Raw genomic sequence first — 13,431 nt, 5'->3', positions numbered from 1 at the left:
TTAAGGCTGAAACGTGTTTAGATAATTTAAATAAAAAAGCTCATCATTGTGGTGGGCTTTTTTATTTTTAGCCTGGAAAGGTTCAGGTGAAAAAGCCGGGTTCTGGCGTGAACAAGAGGTTGAGTGATGCTGGTTAAAATTGAAGATGGTTTTTACTTGAATTCACGACATATTATTGCGTTAAGAGTGAACAGAATATTGAATGAAGAGCGTTTTATGGTGTCTATTGAATATACACCACACTCGATGCAGGACAAGGGGCTGTATCAGCGCATCTTTCCGAATAAAATTGAAGCAGAACTGTTTTTACAGGCATTGCATCAGGAAATTTCCAAACCCTGACCGCTGTTCAGCAGATTTAAAAAAAACTCCTCACGTTGAGGAGTTTTTTTATGGCAGCTTTAGATTTACTTTAGACTTTTACAATTAGCACCGGAATAGGCGATTGGGTCAGCACGTTTTGCGCTACGCTACCCAGCATCATTTTCTTGAAACCGGTCCGGCCATGTGAGCCCATAATAATCAGATCGGCACCGACTTCATCGGCAATCTGCATAATGCCATCTGAGGGTGAAACGCCGTGCGCCAGTTTCTGATCGACCTGCACGCCTTCACGCTGGAAAGAATCAAGAATTTCCTGCAAGCGCAGTTTGGCATTTTTTTCGGCCTGCATGAAATAGTCGGTAATGGCCGGAGCAACTTTATAAAAATCGACGCCGACAAATGGGTCAACCGCAATCACGCTCATTACCGTGACCTGGCAGCCTAAATCTTTGGCCAGACTTAAAGCCTGTTCTACAGCAGCATAAGAAATCGGGGATTCATCCACTGGAACAAGAATATGTTTATAGCTGGTCATGACAGTTTTCCTTATTTTTACATATGAATATCGCGGGCTTTATTGAAACTGACAGTGAATGAAAGTACATCAAAAGCATTCAGGATTCTGAACTGTAGTAGGGCAATTAGGCCTTAATGACCAGCACCGGCAATTCAGAACTGCGCAGTACATCCTGAGCAAAACTACCGAGCAGGAATTTCTGGAAGCCTTTACGACCGTGTGAACCCATCACAATCAGGTCAACGCCCATTTCTTGTGCAGCTTCAACCACATGCTTGGCCGATACTTCACCTTCCACAATTTTAGTACTTACAGTAACGCCTGCAGCTTCGGCAATTTGCTGGCCTTCTTTCAGGGCTTTTTGTGCATTACCGTGTGCCTGCACAAAGTATTCTTTCATGATGGCAGATGAATAATAGAAATCGGCATCAGTGAACGGGTCTTCCGCCACCAGACTCACCAGACTCAGCTGACTGTTAAAGGCACGGGCAATTTCAGCTGCATGTTGCACCGCAGAATAGGAAATTTGAGAACCATCGACCGGAACGAGAATATGCTGATACGCCATGGAGAAACTCCTTATTGATATAATGAACTTAATGTTTAGCTATACTCTATAGATAGCACATCACCGGGGGGCATTCAATTTATTCCGGTGTTCTGCCTGCAAAAAAGATACAGATTTTCAATCACAATACCACTTAAGTAGGTCTTTGATTTAACAAATAATTCTGACTGGAATACTCTACATTGTCAGATCGCATTGTCGTGAAAAACCGGGTTCCATCTGCGCGGCGGCTGCTTTATAGTGAAGAAAAATAAAACAGCTGTATAAACAGGAAGATGGGTGAAATGAAGTATCTGATGTTAAGTCTGTGCATGAGCTTGCTGCTGGTGCTGAGTGGCTGCCAAAGCACAGCCGGTAATAGCCGTATTATTGCCGGCGCATTTAATCTGACCACCCAATTGCAACAGAAACTGATGGATCGGGATGCACCGCAGCAGGTGCGGGTGCTGGAAAATATCCAGTATCAGCAAGATCCGGATTTAAGCCTGGATGTCTATTTGCCAGCACAGACACCTGATGATACCGGATTACGCCCGGCCGTGGTCTGGATTCATGGCGGTGGCTGGATTTCCGGTTCCAAAGCCCATGCGCGCGGTTATTTTAAACGGCTGGCAGATGCCGGTTATCCGGTGTTTTCACTGCAATATCAACTGGCGCCAGCGGCGACTTATCCCACCCAGTTACACCAGATTAATCAGGCACTGGCCTATATTCAGGAACATGGCGCGCTGTTTGGTGTTGATGCCGAGCAACTATTTCTGGCTGGAGATTCTGCCGGTGCCAATCTGGCCAGCCATTATGCAGCCTTGTTGAGTAATCCGGAATTTGCCGCGCATTCGGAATTTGTGCCGGTTCTGGCCTTAACACAGCTGAAAGGGGTGATTTTGCACTGCGGGATTTATGATTTACCGTATTTTATTAAAACCGCGCCGGATGAAATCAAAATTGTCGAGTGGGGCATTTATAACATGGTGCAGGCCTATACCGGCGACCGCAAACAGGATGCGGAATTTCTGCAGCAGATTTCACCGATTCAGCATATTACTCCCGCGTTTCCACCGGTATTTTTAAGTGGCGGCAATAAGGATTTTCTGACTGATACTCAATCTTTACCGCTGTTAGAGGTGTTAAAGCAGCAGCAGGTGCCAGTAAAAGCAGTATTTTATCCCGACTCTAAACGCTGGCTGATTCATGAATATCAGTTCTTAACGCATCTGCCCGAAAGCCAGCAGACTTTTGAGCAGACCCTGTCATTTCTGGCCGATTATAGTAAAGCGGATCAGACAGATAGATCCGCGCCCTAAAATCTGCTGGTCATCATGTTAGTCTTTAGGATTTGGCTTTCCAGGGAAATTTCATCACCAGTAACACCACCACACCGCAAACCAGTCCCCAGAAGGCCGAGCCAATGCCCCAGAACTGGATGCCTGAAGCGCTTAGTAAAAAGGTCATTAATGCGGCTTCCCGGTCATCGGCCTCTTTAAAGGCAATAAAGGCGTTATGGCCAATGGTGCCAAACAGGGCGATACCGGCCAATGCAGTAATCAGCACTGCCGGAAAAGACATCAGCAGGCTGGTTAAGGTGGCGGCAAACAAGCCCATCAGGATATAAAACAGGCCACAGCTCATGCCGGCAATATAGCGTTTTGATGGGTCCGGATGCACCTGATGATCCAGACTAACGGCGGCACTAATCGCTGCAATATTCACGCTATAACAGCCAAAAGGCGATAACACGGCCTGCGCGGTACCGGTCCAGCCGAGCAACTGATTAACATGCGGCTGATAGCCATAGCTTTTAATAATGGCGATGCCGGGTAAATATTGCGAGGCCAGATTAATTACCAGCAACGGTAAAGCCAGACCTAAAATAGCGGGCAGGCTAAATTCCGGACTGATCCACACCGGTTGCGCCAATGACCAGCTCACCACAGGAAAATGGAAATCCAGTACCAGCGGGCACAGCAGCATCGCGGCAATTACGGTCAGCACAATGCTATAGCGTGGCCAGAAGCGTTTTGACAGTACATAGGCTGCTAGTAAAGACAGGATAAATGCCCATTCATGCTGAATGCTGGCGAACAAGGCAATGCCGAATTTTAGCAGTACGCCGGCCAGCATGGCGCTGGTCAGGCTTTGTGGAATATAGCGAAACAGACGTTCAAAAATCCCGAAAAAACCCAACAGTGCGGTCAGCACGCCGCACACCAGAAAAGCCCCAATGGCCTGATTCAGGCTATAACCACTGCCCGTGGCAATAATCAGGGCCAGCCCGGCGGTTGACCAGGACGTCGACACCGGATATTTGTATTTCCACGAGAGCAGCAAGCCAGACAGGCCAATGCCCAGACCCAAAGCCCAGAACCAGGAGGTAATCTGTTCGGCTGTGGCCCCTAAAGTTTGCGCCGCCTGAATCACCAGTACGGCAGAAACACTAATACCAATTAAAAAAGTGATAAATCCAGCAAAAACAGCCGGAATAGAAAAATCATGTATAAGCTTTTGCATAATCCGTTGCACAATAAAAATGGGAGAGAAAGCCGATAAATCATACGCCTTTCAATGGCCATCTAAAAGTTCAAATCTTTATCAGAAGTTAAAAAAATTGCTTGATTTTTATAGGGTCGAGCTGGCCAGTTTTAAGCCAAAACCACAAAACAGCAGGCCAACTGCGGCCACACCGCTCGCGGTAAGGCGGTAATTCCGGTTGAAATAGGTCGCCAGTTTCATTCCGGAAATAATCAGAATTGACAGATAACTCATGCTGATGATTTGCAGAATAATGGCCAGCAGGGTAAAAGTCAGCGCCGGATAAGGATAGGCCGGATCAACAAATTGCACAAAAAAAGACAGATAAAACAGAATCGCTTTCGGATTTAAAATACTAATGGTTAATGCGGTGCGAAAAGGATGAACCTGTTCTGGCGTACTGCTGCTATTCTTGGTTTGAGTCGAGCGGCTTTTTTCGGGCTGCCAGGTGCGATAGGCGGCAATCATCAGGCGTATGCCCAAATAACTTAAATACAGCGCGCCAATCATTTTCAGCGCTATAAACAGCCACGGAAAACTGTGTAGCACTGAAGCCGCACCAAAGGCAGTACACAGAATTAAAATCAGGTCACCGGTGTAAACGCCTAAAGCACCCAGATAGCCGGCTTTAATGCCAAAGCGCGAGGCAATTGACATCACATATAAAGAGTTGGGGCCGGGCAGGATCACAATTAAAATGGTTCCAATAATGAACGTCATTACGTCAGTGATACCAAACACAGGAAATCCAGAGAACTAAAAAGGCCGATGCAGCATTATATAGCAACATCGGCCTGGAATACGCGCACAGCGGCGCGGCTAAACAGGAAAATTAAGCTTTAATTTCGGCATCAATACCAAAGCTTTGGCGCAATAACTGGCTTAACTGTTCACGCGCTTTAATAAAGCCATCAATACCGCTTTGCAGTAACTGGAAGGCCATTAAGTCATGTTCCAGCTGCTGTTTAAATTTCTCTTTTGTGATCGGCTCCAGCTCGCCTTGAGCTTCAATCGTGTCACTTGAGAGTTGTGCTGTGACTTCACGCTCATCCTGTTCCAGTTCGGCCAGCAGGTTGGGTGAAACGGTTAACAGGTCACAACCGGCCAGCGCCAAGACCTGATCAATACTGCGGAAGCTGGCACCCATGATTTCAGTCTTCACCGCATGCTGTTTGTAGAACTGGTAAATCTTTTTCACGGACAGCACACCCGGATCTTTTTCAATTGGGTAGTACATGACATTTTCGGCTTTTTTGTACCAGTCCAGAATACGCCCGACAAAAGGGGAAATCAGCGTGACGTTGGCATCAGCGCAGGCATGTGCCTGATGCAGACCGAATAGCAAGGTTAAATTGGTATGAATGCCTTCTGCTTCCAGCTGTTTTGCGGCCTGAATGCCTTCCCAAGTTGAAGCAATTTTAATCAGGATGCGTTTCTGATCAATACCATATTCTTTATATAGCGCCAGCAGTTCTTTGGCTTTGGCAATAGTGGCATCTGTATCATAAGACAGCGAGGCATCTACCTCAGTCGATACACGGCCATCAATCAGTTTAAGAATTTCTACCCCGAACTTGACGGTTAAAATATCAATGGTGCGTTCAATCAGTTCGTCTTGCTGATAACCTTCTGCTTTGGCCTGATCAAAGGCTTCGGTTAAAAGCGGTTTACTGTCGGCCTGTTCAGCCGCCGCGGTAATTAAAGACGGGTTGGTTGTTGCATCTAAAGGACGAAACTTTTCAATGGCAGTTAAGTCACTGCTGTCGGCCACAATAGTTGTTAAGCGTTTTAATTGGTTTAAGGCGTTCTGTGTCATTGAATCCGCTTCTCTAGTTGTTCGGTTATTGCTTATGCAATTATTTATAACACAAACTGGATTTAACCCAAGTGAAAAGCGTTACAGATCAGTGTCTAATTTGTGCTTTTTCGTTGATTGCGCAAGTGATTAATCAAAAAACGAGCAGCCAGCCCCAGTTTGCTTTCACGGCTCCAGACCAGATCGACAAAATATTCAAACTTGGGCGAGAAATCCAGAAAGTCCAAAACCTGTAGTTGCTGCTTTAAGTTCGGGTTTTCATTCAGCATTTGCAGCGGCAACACACCCCAGCCCAGACCCTGTAAAATTAACGAGCAGGCAGTATGATGATTATCAGTGCGCCAGTACTGTTTGGAAAATAACAGTTCCGGCTGAATACGACGGTCACGGCTGGCCACCACAATTTGCCGGCTGTGCAAAATAGCTTCAAAGCTGACCGGTGCCTGTTGAGCCAAGGCAAAATCTCGGGCCGCCACCGGCACCAAGGCTTCGCGTTTCAGTTCTACAAACTGCTCGCCACTGTCGAGCTGTTCACGTTCAAACATCACTGCCAGTTGCGCCGACTGTTCGACCAGCATGTGCATGGCATCTTCCTGTGGCGCTGAAAATATATTGATCTGTAGCGTTGGAAATTCCTGCTGCAGCAGGGCAATGTACTGGGTCCAGTCGCTATGAATCAGCTCGGAAACCACCACAATATTCAGTTCTGATTCCAGCCCTTCACTTAACGCTGCGGCATGCTGTTTCCACTGGTTCATTTCAACCAGCAGTTGCTCGGTCTTTTCATACAGGGTTAATGCCTGTGCGGTCGGCACCGGTTCACGCCCGATACGTTGAAATAGATTCAAGTTCAGGTCAATTTCCAGATTGGCAATTGACATACTTACTGCAGATGGCACTTTTCCCAGTTGCCGCGCCGCTGCGGAAAAAGAACCGCATTCAATCACGGTTTTAAAGATGATCAGCTGTTCCTGGTTCACATTCATGGACAGCAACCTGTCAATAATATTGAAAGATTCTAACTCGATTTGTCGATAATTTAAAAATAAGATGGCAGCAATTGATGAAATAGATACGGTTTAACATGTTGTTGTCGAAAAGAAGATTAATTCATGCCTTGAGTTATGAACTGATTTTACTGGTGATTATTGCCCTGGCTTTAAGCCTGATTTTCAAGATGCCGCTGGAAGTGACCGGTAGCCTGGGTGTGGCCATGGCAGTAACCTCGGTCTTGTGGAATATGCTGTTTAATCATTTTTTTGAAAAATTTGAAGCACGCAGACAGCTCCAGCGTACGGTGAAAGTACGGATTTTACATGCCATTGGTTTTGAGGGTGGCTTAATGTTAGCCACCATTCCAATGGTGGCCTATGCCATGCAGATGAGTCTGCCCGAGGCCTTTTTGCTGGATTTAAGCCTGACCTTATGTATTTTGGTCTATACCTTTATCTTCCAGTGGGGTTATGACGCGATTGAGGTACGTTTGGACTATGCACCGGCCTATCGTGAGTCTGTTTAAAATACGTCTGATGAATTTAAGAGCAGACAATAAAAAGGTAATAAAACGTCCATAAAAAAAGCCACTGCACCAGGCAGTGGCTTTTTCAGTGAAGGCAGGGGAAATTACTTCTCGACAATCGCTGTTACACCTTGACCGCCTGCAGCACAGATTGAAATCAGCACACGACCTGAACCTTTTTCATTCAGCAGTTTGGCAGCAGTCGCCAGAATACGTCCGCCGGTTGCAGCAAATGGGTGACCAGCAGCCAGAGAAGAACCTTTTACGTTCAGCTTGTTACGATCAATTGAACCCAATGGTGCTTCTAGACCTAAGCGATCTTTACAGAATTTTGGATCTTCCCAGGCTTTTAAGGTCGACAGCACTTGTGAAGCAAAAGCTTCGTGAATTTCATAGTAGTCAAAGTCTTGTAGAGTCAGACCGGCACGTTCCAGCATCCGTGGTACGGCATAGGCTGGCGCCATAAGCAGGCCTTCTTTCTTCTCGACAAAATCAACTGCAGCCGTTTCCTGGAAGGTTAAGTAAGCCAGTACGTCATGACCATTGGCTTTGGCCCATTCTTCAGAAGCAAGCAGAACACAAGATGCACCATCGGTCAGTGGGGTTGAGTTGCCTGCGGTCATGGTACGCGCATCACCTTTACCAAAGGCTGGTTTCAGTTTAGCCAGTTTCTCTACTGAAGAATCCGGGCGCAAGTTGTTGTCACGCTCTAAACCTAAGAATGGTGTGATCAGGTCATCAAAGAAACCTGCTTCATAGGCGGCTGCCATTTTCTGGTGTGAAGATGCAGCAAGTTCATCCTGCGCTTCACGCGAGATGCCCCATTCCAGCGCAGTAATCGCCTGATGGTCACCCATTGACAGACCGGTACGTGGTTCACCATTTTTCGGTGCATCCATCAGGTCTTTGATATTGATTTTGGTCAGCGCTTTTAAGCGGTCTTTACCGGTTTTGGCAATATTCAGCTCCAGCAGGGCTTTACGTAAACCGTCACCAAAAGCAATCGGGGCATCGGAAGTGGTATCGACACCACCAGCAATACCGACTTCAATTTGGCCCAGAGCAATTTTATTGGCCACTAAAAAAGCTGCCTGCAAACCGGTTCCACACGCTTGCTGAATATCGTAAGCAGGTGTTTCAGGAGCCAATTCAGTGTTCAGTACACACTCACGAGTCATGTTAAAATCACGGCTGTGTTTGAGTACGGCACCGGCAACGACTTCACCAAGGCGTTGGCCTTCTAAACGATAACGTTCTACCAGACCATTTAAAGCGGCGGTGAACATATCGATGTTTGAGGCAGTGAAGTAAGCGCCATTTGAACGTGCAAATGGAATGCGGTTACCACCGATAATCGCAACGCGACGGACAGTGTTTTGGCTCATGGTATTATCCTGTTGACCAGATGTTTCAGTTGTAGTTTCAGAAGGAGGGGTTGTACTTTTTTTACGGGTAGATGCCGCACGGGTGCGTGCAGGTTTAGCCGCAGGGTTTGCTGACGAATTTGCCGTGCCAGAACTTTTGGTTGTACGCGTTGTACTTTTTGATGTATTTGACACAGTTTCTGTAGCAGAATTTTCGACCGCCGGATTTTCTTGAGTTGTTTTGCTCATAAGGCTTTTCCAAGCATGTTGATGATCTTCTTAGGGGTTACATTAGCATAATCTAGAATAGCCTGAATTGACTACAATGACATTGCAGAATGCTTTCAGGTCAAGTCATCTGTATATGATCTCAAGTATTATTCATAACAAACTGATCGATCTATTGAAATACAAAGTATCTGACATCATATTGAAGCTAAAGGATAACTTTAGATTAATCACAAATTCATTTTGTCTGAGAGATAATAATCATGACTGACCAATACCAAGCTTTTGCAAAATCTCCAATTGGTAAATTTGTCATTAAAAATTTAGGCCTGCCATCCCCAACTTTCCTTGAGCGTTTTGACAGCGCGACGCCTGTGGTCAAGGGTGCAGTTTTGTTGGGCGCAGCGCCGGAAAGCACATTATCAGGTGCAATTGCCCAGGTTCTGGCCAATATCCATGCCAACAGCTATGCCGGCAATAATGCAGAATTACAGCAGGCTGCTGCACAAGCCGGTTTAAACCTGTGTGCTTTTAACGCGGGCGATAAAGAATCTAAATTTAAAGCGGTGGTCTTTGATGCCTCAGGCATTCAGAACTCTGAACAGTTAAATGCGCTCTATAACTTCTTTAATCCGGTGGCGCGCCAGATTCAGGCCTCTGGCCGTGTAGTGGTGATCGGCACCACACCGGAAACCGCCAAAACGGTAAAACATGCAATTGCACAGCGTGCGCTGGAAGGCTTTGTTAAATCGGTCGGGAAGGAGTTTAAAAAAGGCATTGCCGCCAATCTGATTTATGTTGATGACGGCGCTGAAGCGAACCTGGAATCGAGCTTACGTTTTGCCTTGTCACCGCGTTCGGCTTATGTATCGGGTCAGGTGATTCGTGTTTCTAAAGCAGACACGGTCGATGTGGATTGGGCTAAACCACTGGCAGGTAAAACCGCGGTTGTGACTGGTGCCAGCCGTGGTATTGGTGAAGCGATTGCGCATGTATTGGCACGTGATGGCGCGCATGTGATTTGTCTGGACGTACCACAGCAACAAGCTGACTTGGACCGTGTTGCCTCTGAAATTGGGGGTTCAACCTTGGCAATTGATATTACCGCCGCTGATGCGGGCGAGCAGATTAAAGCGGCAGCTGCTGCACAGGGCGGTCTGGATATTATCGTGCACAATGCCGGTATTACCCGTGACAAGACACTGGCCAATATGAAGCCTGAACTGTGGGATCTGGTGATTAACATTAACCTGGCTGCTATTGAACGCGTGAACGACTATCTGCTGGAAAATGACGGTCTGAATGCCAATGGCCGTATCATCTGCGTATCGTCTATTTCAGGGATTGCCGGTAACCTGGGCCAAACCAACTATGCAGCATCAAAAGCAGGCGTGATTGGAGTGGTGAAATATACGGCACCGGTGCTGAAAAATGGTGTGACTATTAACGCTGTGGCTCCGGGCTTTATTGAAACCCAAATGACTGCGGCCATTCCGTTTGCCATTCGTGAAGCGGGCCGCCGTATGAACTCGATGAGTCAGGGCGGTTTACCGGTTGATGTCGCAGAAACCATTGCCTTCTTTGCCTCAACTGCATCTACCGGTTTAAATGGTAACGTGGTGCGTGTTTGTGGTCAGAGTCTGTTAGGGGCTTAATATATCCCTCACTCGGAATCCCCCCTAAAATCCCTCTTTAATAAAGGGGGACTTCTTCTCCCTTTTTGAAGGGAGGTCGGGAGGGATTTGAGGGAATTAAAATAGAAAACCCAATTCTTATTAAAGAAAGGGTGATTTAAAAGATAAATATTCCAAAGGTTCAGTATGAATACTCGCCATTTTAGTCAACTTCCCAAGCCGTATTTAGCCTATCCAAAAGTGATTCAGGGCTTAATTTTTAAAAAGCCGAAGGGTGAAAAAGTTCTGCCGCAAGTTGAATATGTGGTGGATTCATTCAAGGTCGACCAGAAACATCTGAAAGCCTATAACGAAGTCTGTGGTTTTAAAAATAACGGCTATATTCCGGCCATTTATCTGGCGGTGTTATCGCAAAGCCTGCAAATGCACATGATGACTGCGGAAGCTTTCCCATTTCCGATTTTAGGTCTGGTGCATATCCGCAATCAGCTCAAGCAATACCGTAAAGTTGGCGTGAATGAGCAGCTGACTTTATCCTGCAAGTTTGTTGAATTGCAGCCACATGACAAAGGCGTACAGTTTGATTTTATCACCACTGCCAAAGTCGGCAATGAAGTGGTGATGGAAGGTTTAACCACCTATTTGTCGCGTCAGAAAAGCGGCAACAAGCCCGCGGTCAAAGCAGCAGAAACTGCCGTACCGGATTATGTGCCGGCAGGACAATGGGATGTGTCGGAAAATACCGGTCGTCGTTATGCGCTGACATCGGGAGATTTTAACCTGATCCATATTCATGCGTTAACCGCCAAAGCCTTTGGTTTTAAACAGGCCATTGCACATGGTATGTGGAGTAAAGCCAAAGCGCTGGCCAATATCCAGTTGCCAGATGCGTATGAAGCTGATGTCTGGTTTAAGTTGCCAATGTATCTGCCATCTCAGGTGGAATTCTTGACGGCGCAGCAGGCACAAAATACTGACTTCCTGATTCGCAGCAAAAAGAATCAGAAGCCGCATGTCAGCGGTAGCATTCGCTCACTTTAAGTCATAGCGCCTAAGTCCAAACCGGATTTAGGCTTTTTTCATTGTTCACCATATTGCTGGAAAGGATGCATGAACAGCGTAAAAGATTATCTGCGTGCAGATATTCAGAATTATCGTGGTTCAGTGGAAGAACCATTTAAAGATTTGGCCCATCTATTTAGCCGTTTTCAGGATGCCCGCTCAACGCAAGGCGGCGCTGCGCTGGTGGTTTATTTTCAGGGTCATAAAGTCGTTGATATTTATACCGGTCAAAAATCTGCCAATGAAGCCTGGCAGCCGGATAGTCTGTCGGTCTGTTATTCCACCGGAAAAGGCGTGCTGGCCACGCTGGCGCATATTCTGGTGAGTCAGGGGCGGCTGGATTATGATGTGCCGGTGGCTGAATATTGGCCAGAATTTGCGTCGCAGGGCAAACAGCAGCTGACCTTAAGAAATATGCTGTGTCATCGCAGTGGTTTATACGATATCCGTAACCTGATTGCCGATGCCTCGGAAATGGCCGACTGGTCGCATATGCTGGAGGTCATTGCCGCGGCCAAACCACGTTTTCTTCCGAACAGTGAGGCAGCCTATCAACCCTTGACCTTTGGCTGGCAGGTCGGAGGTGTCTTGGAAAAAGCCTGTAATGAAAGCCTGGCTGTGCTGATGCAGCGTCATTTAAGCGAACCGTTGGAATTAAACGGAGCTTATTTTGGCGTGCCGGTAGAGCAGTTGGCGCGGGTAGCACGACCGTTTGCCACATCTCAGCCCGCCCAATCTGCCCAGCCTCCCAAAAAGCAGGCTGCTGCTAAACCTGCACGTACGGCATCGCCTTTAGAAAAGCTGCTGGTCTTCAGTGGGCAACATCCGCAAGATTTTCAGGATGCCATGATTCCCAAAGGCATGAAGAAATTTTCATTCTTTAGTGATGCCGGTTTACAGGCGATTGTGCCGGCAGCCTCCGGGGTATTTACCGCGCAAAGTCTGGCCAAAATCTATGCCATGCTAGCGCAGGGTGGCCAATGGCAGGGGCAGCGACTGATTTCACCACAGGTGTTTCAGGCCTTAAGTCAGGTGCAATATACCGCCCGTGACCGGGTGATGCCGCTGCCAATGCATTGGCGTTTGGGCTATCACCGCATTCTGAGCCTGGGCAAGTCGGCATCTTCGGGCTTTGGTCATATTGGTTTTAATGGTTCAGGGGCCTGGTGTGATCCAGAGCGGAATTTAAGTTTTGCTTATACCCATAATTTTCCGACCGGTTCCATCACCGGCGATTATCGCTTGTGGGGATTAACCCAGGAAACCTTACGCTGTGCCGATGGTGTTTTAAAAGGCCGAAAGGGCTGGTTTTAAACAGTTTGAGATGATTTTTGGTCCAGCCTTGTGCTATGTTCTGGCACTAGTCAATTTGATGTTGTGCAAAGATGAAAAAAGTCATTTTGATTCCGCTGGTGGCCAGTTCAGTTGTACTCGGATGTCAGGATCAAAACTCAAGCCAGTCACAGACGGTGGTGGAATCTAAGAGCGCAATTCCTGCGTGGGTTGGTGAGTTCAAAGGCACCACGCCTTGTATGGGCTGTTTATCGCGCTGTGATGATTGTCCGGGAATGGCAGTATCTTTAGAACTTCATCAGGATGAAACCTATACCTTGGTGCGTGAAAGTATGAGCGGGCACAATGCGCCGGAAGTGATTCAAGGGCGGATTCGCTTTGCAGATGCGTCGCGTCAGCAGCTTGAACTGCTGCAAGTCAACACCCAAAATTTGTTATATGTCGATCTTGAGAAACAATTGCTCGAGATTCGTGTAGATCAAACAGGCAAACGCTATCAAATGCAAAGTGATTTTATTCTGGCCAAGTCTGTTTAAATACTGGCTAAATATACTGATTTTTAATCCCTTTTTTGCTG

The 13,431-nt window shown here is 46.9% G+C and carries 14 protein-coding genes; 7 read left to right on the top strand and 7 right to left on the bottom strand.

Features of this window, described 5'->3' with window-relative positions; all coding sequences use genetic code 11:
- Positions 1-126: 126 nt before the first annotated feature.
- Complete coding sequence (locus tag FTT89_RS11250; protein ID WP_005178631.1) at positions 127-342, top strand: hypothetical protein; 216 nt, start codon at positions 127-129, stop codon at positions 340-342.
- A gap of 70 nt (positions 343-412) precedes the next feature.
- Here the strand turns inward: FTT89_RS11250 and FTT89_RS11245 are convergent, their stop codons facing one another.
- Positions 413-859 carry a universal stress protein gene (locus tag FTT89_RS11245; protein WP_005178630.1) on the bottom strand — a complete coding sequence of 149 codons (447 nt, stop codon included), beginning with the start codon at positions 857-859 and terminating at the stop codon, positions 413-415.
- A gap of 106 nt (positions 860-965) precedes the next feature.
- Complete coding sequence (locus FTT89_RS11240) at positions 966-1,409, bottom strand: universal stress protein (RefSeq protein ID WP_005178628.1); 444 nt, start codon at positions 1,407-1,409, stop codon at positions 966-968.
- A 284-nt stretch (positions 1,410-1,693) separates the two neighbouring features.
- Between FTT89_RS11240 and FTT89_RS11235 the strand changes: the two genes are divergently transcribed.
- Positions 1,694-2,713, top strand: coding sequence for an alpha/beta hydrolase (locus FTT89_RS11235; protein ID WP_180006352.1), 1,020 nt, complete (start codon positions 1,694-1,696; stop codon positions 2,711-2,713).
- Between the two features lie 25 nt (positions 2,714-2,738).
- Here FTT89_RS11235 and FTT89_RS11230 read toward each other — a convergent pair whose 3' ends face one another.
- From FTT89_RS11230 to FTT89_RS11215, 4 genes are all read right to left on the bottom strand, one after another.
- The gene (locus FTT89_RS11230) at positions 2,739-3,917 is read right to left on the bottom strand and encodes a benzoate/H(+) symporter BenE family transporter (RefSeq protein WP_016659069.1); all 1,179 of its coding nucleotides are present in this window, start codon (positions 3,915-3,917) and stop codon (positions 2,739-2,741) included.
- A 108-nt stretch (positions 3,918-4,025) separates the two neighbouring features.
- Positions 4,026-4,679, bottom strand: a complete 654-nt coding sequence (gene leuE / locus FTT89_RS11225; RefSeq protein ID WP_005178625.1) for a leucine efflux protein LeuE — start codon at positions 4,677-4,679, stop codon at positions 4,026-4,028.
- 91 nt (positions 4,680-4,770) lie between these two features.
- On the bottom strand, positions 4,771-5,754 hold the full coding sequence (gene tal, locus FTT89_RS11220) for a transaldolase (RefSeq protein WP_016659067.1): 984 nt from the start codon (positions 5,752-5,754) through the stop codon (positions 4,771-4,773).
- A 95-nt stretch (positions 5,755-5,849) separates the two neighbouring features.
- Positions 5,850-6,740, bottom strand: a complete 891-nt coding sequence (locus tag FTT89_RS11215) for a LysR family transcriptional regulator (protein WP_005178622.1) — start codon at positions 6,738-6,740, stop codon at positions 5,850-5,852.
- Between the two features lie 98 nt (positions 6,741-6,838).
- Between FTT89_RS11215 and aceI the strand changes: the two genes are divergently transcribed.
- The gene (aceI, locus tag FTT89_RS11210; RefSeq protein WP_016659066.1) at positions 6,839-7,273 is read left to right on the top strand and encodes a chlorhexidine efflux PACE transporter AceI; all 435 of its coding nucleotides are present in this window, start codon (positions 6,839-6,841) and stop codon (positions 7,271-7,273) included.
- A gap of 104 nt (positions 7,274-7,377) precedes the next feature.
- Here aceI and FTT89_RS11205 read toward each other — a convergent pair whose 3' ends face one another.
- Complete coding sequence (locus FTT89_RS11205; RefSeq protein ID WP_016659065.1) at positions 7,378-8,886, bottom strand: acetyl-CoA C-acetyltransferase; 1,509 nt, start codon at positions 8,884-8,886, stop codon at positions 7,378-7,380.
- Between the two features lie 242 nt (positions 8,887-9,128).
- On the opposite strand from FTT89_RS11205, the gene FTT89_RS11200 reads away from it, so the two are divergent.
- The 4 genes from FTT89_RS11200 to FTT89_RS11185 all read left to right on the top strand — a co-directional run bounded on the left by FTT89_RS11200 (position 9,129) and on the right by FTT89_RS11185 (position 13,390).
- Positions 9,129-10,520, top strand: coding sequence for a 3-oxoacyl-ACP reductase (locus tag FTT89_RS11200; RefSeq protein WP_016659064.1), 1,392 nt, complete (start codon positions 9,129-9,131; stop codon positions 10,518-10,520).
- A 165-nt stretch (positions 10,521-10,685) separates the two neighbouring features.
- The gene (locus FTT89_RS11195; protein ID WP_180134096.1) at positions 10,686-11,540 is read left to right on the top strand and encodes a MaoC/PaaZ C-terminal domain-containing protein; all 855 of its coding nucleotides are present in this window, start codon (positions 10,686-10,688) and stop codon (positions 11,538-11,540) included.
- A 69-nt stretch (positions 11,541-11,609) separates the two neighbouring features.
- On the top strand, positions 11,610-12,875 hold the full coding sequence (locus FTT89_RS11190; protein ID WP_168397878.1) for a serine hydrolase: 1,266 nt from the start codon (positions 11,610-11,612) through the stop codon (positions 12,873-12,875).
- 71 nt (positions 12,876-12,946) lie between these two features.
- Complete coding sequence (locus FTT89_RS11185) at positions 12,947-13,390, top strand: copper resistance protein NlpE N-terminal domain-containing protein (RefSeq protein WP_180006350.1); 444 nt, start codon at positions 12,947-12,949, stop codon at positions 13,388-13,390.
- Positions 13,391-13,431: the final 41 nt, after the last annotated feature.

This window comes from Acinetobacter sp. YH01025 (genome assembly GCF_013420185.1).
GTDB classification, from domain to species: domain Bacteria; phylum Pseudomonadota; class Gammaproteobacteria; order Pseudomonadales; family Moraxellaceae; genus Acinetobacter; species Acinetobacter indicus.
This window is presented reverse-complemented; position numbering and strand designations above follow the sequence as displayed.

Excerpts from the sequence above, each read along its gene's own strand:
- FTT89_RS11250 (WP_005178631.1), top strand. The coding sequence starts at position 127 with ATGCTGGTTAAAATTGAAGATGGTTTTTACTTGAATTCACGACATATT.
- FTT89_RS11245 (WP_005178630.1), bottom strand. The coding sequence starts at position 859 with ATGACCAGCTATAAACATATTCTTGTTCCAGTGGATGAATCCCCGATT.
- FTT89_RS11240 (WP_005178628.1), bottom strand. The coding sequence starts at position 1,409 with ATGGCGTATCAGCATATTCTCGTTCCGGTCGATGGTTCTCAAATTTCC.
- FTT89_RS11235 (WP_180006352.1), top strand. The coding sequence starts at position 1,694 with ATGAAGTATCTGATGTTAAGTCTGTGCATGAGCTTGCTGCTGGTGCTG.
- FTT89_RS11230 (WP_016659069.1), bottom strand. The coding sequence starts at position 3,917 with ATGCAAAAGCTTATACATGATTTTTCTATTCCGGCTGTTTTTGCTGGA.
- tal (WP_016659067.1), bottom strand. The coding sequence starts at position 5,754 with ATGACACAGAACGCCTTAAACCAATTAAAACGCTTAACAACTATTGTG.
- FTT89_RS11215 (WP_005178622.1), bottom strand. The coding sequence starts at position 6,740 with ATGAATGTGAACCAGGAACAGCTGATCATCTTTAAAACCGTGATTGAA.
- aceI (WP_016659066.1), top strand. The coding sequence starts at position 6,839 with ATGTTGTTGTCGAAAAGAAGATTAATTCATGCCTTGAGTTATGAACTG.
- FTT89_RS11205 (WP_016659065.1), bottom strand. The coding sequence starts at position 8,886 with ATGAGCAAAACAACTCAAGAAAATCCGGCGGTCGAAAATTCTGCTACA.
- FTT89_RS11200 (WP_016659064.1), top strand. The coding sequence starts at position 9,129 with ATGACTGACCAATACCAAGCTTTTGCAAAATCTCCAATTGGTAAATTT.
- FTT89_RS11195 (WP_180134096.1), top strand. The coding sequence starts at position 10,686 with ATGAATACTCGCCATTTTAGTCAACTTCCCAAGCCGTATTTAGCCTAT.
- FTT89_RS11190 (WP_168397878.1), top strand. The coding sequence starts at position 11,610 with ATGAACAGCGTAAAAGATTATCTGCGTGCAGATATTCAGAATTATCGT.
- FTT89_RS11185 (WP_180006350.1), top strand. The coding sequence starts at position 12,947 with ATGAAAAAAGTCATTTTGATTCCGCTGGTGGCCAGTTCAGTTGTACTC.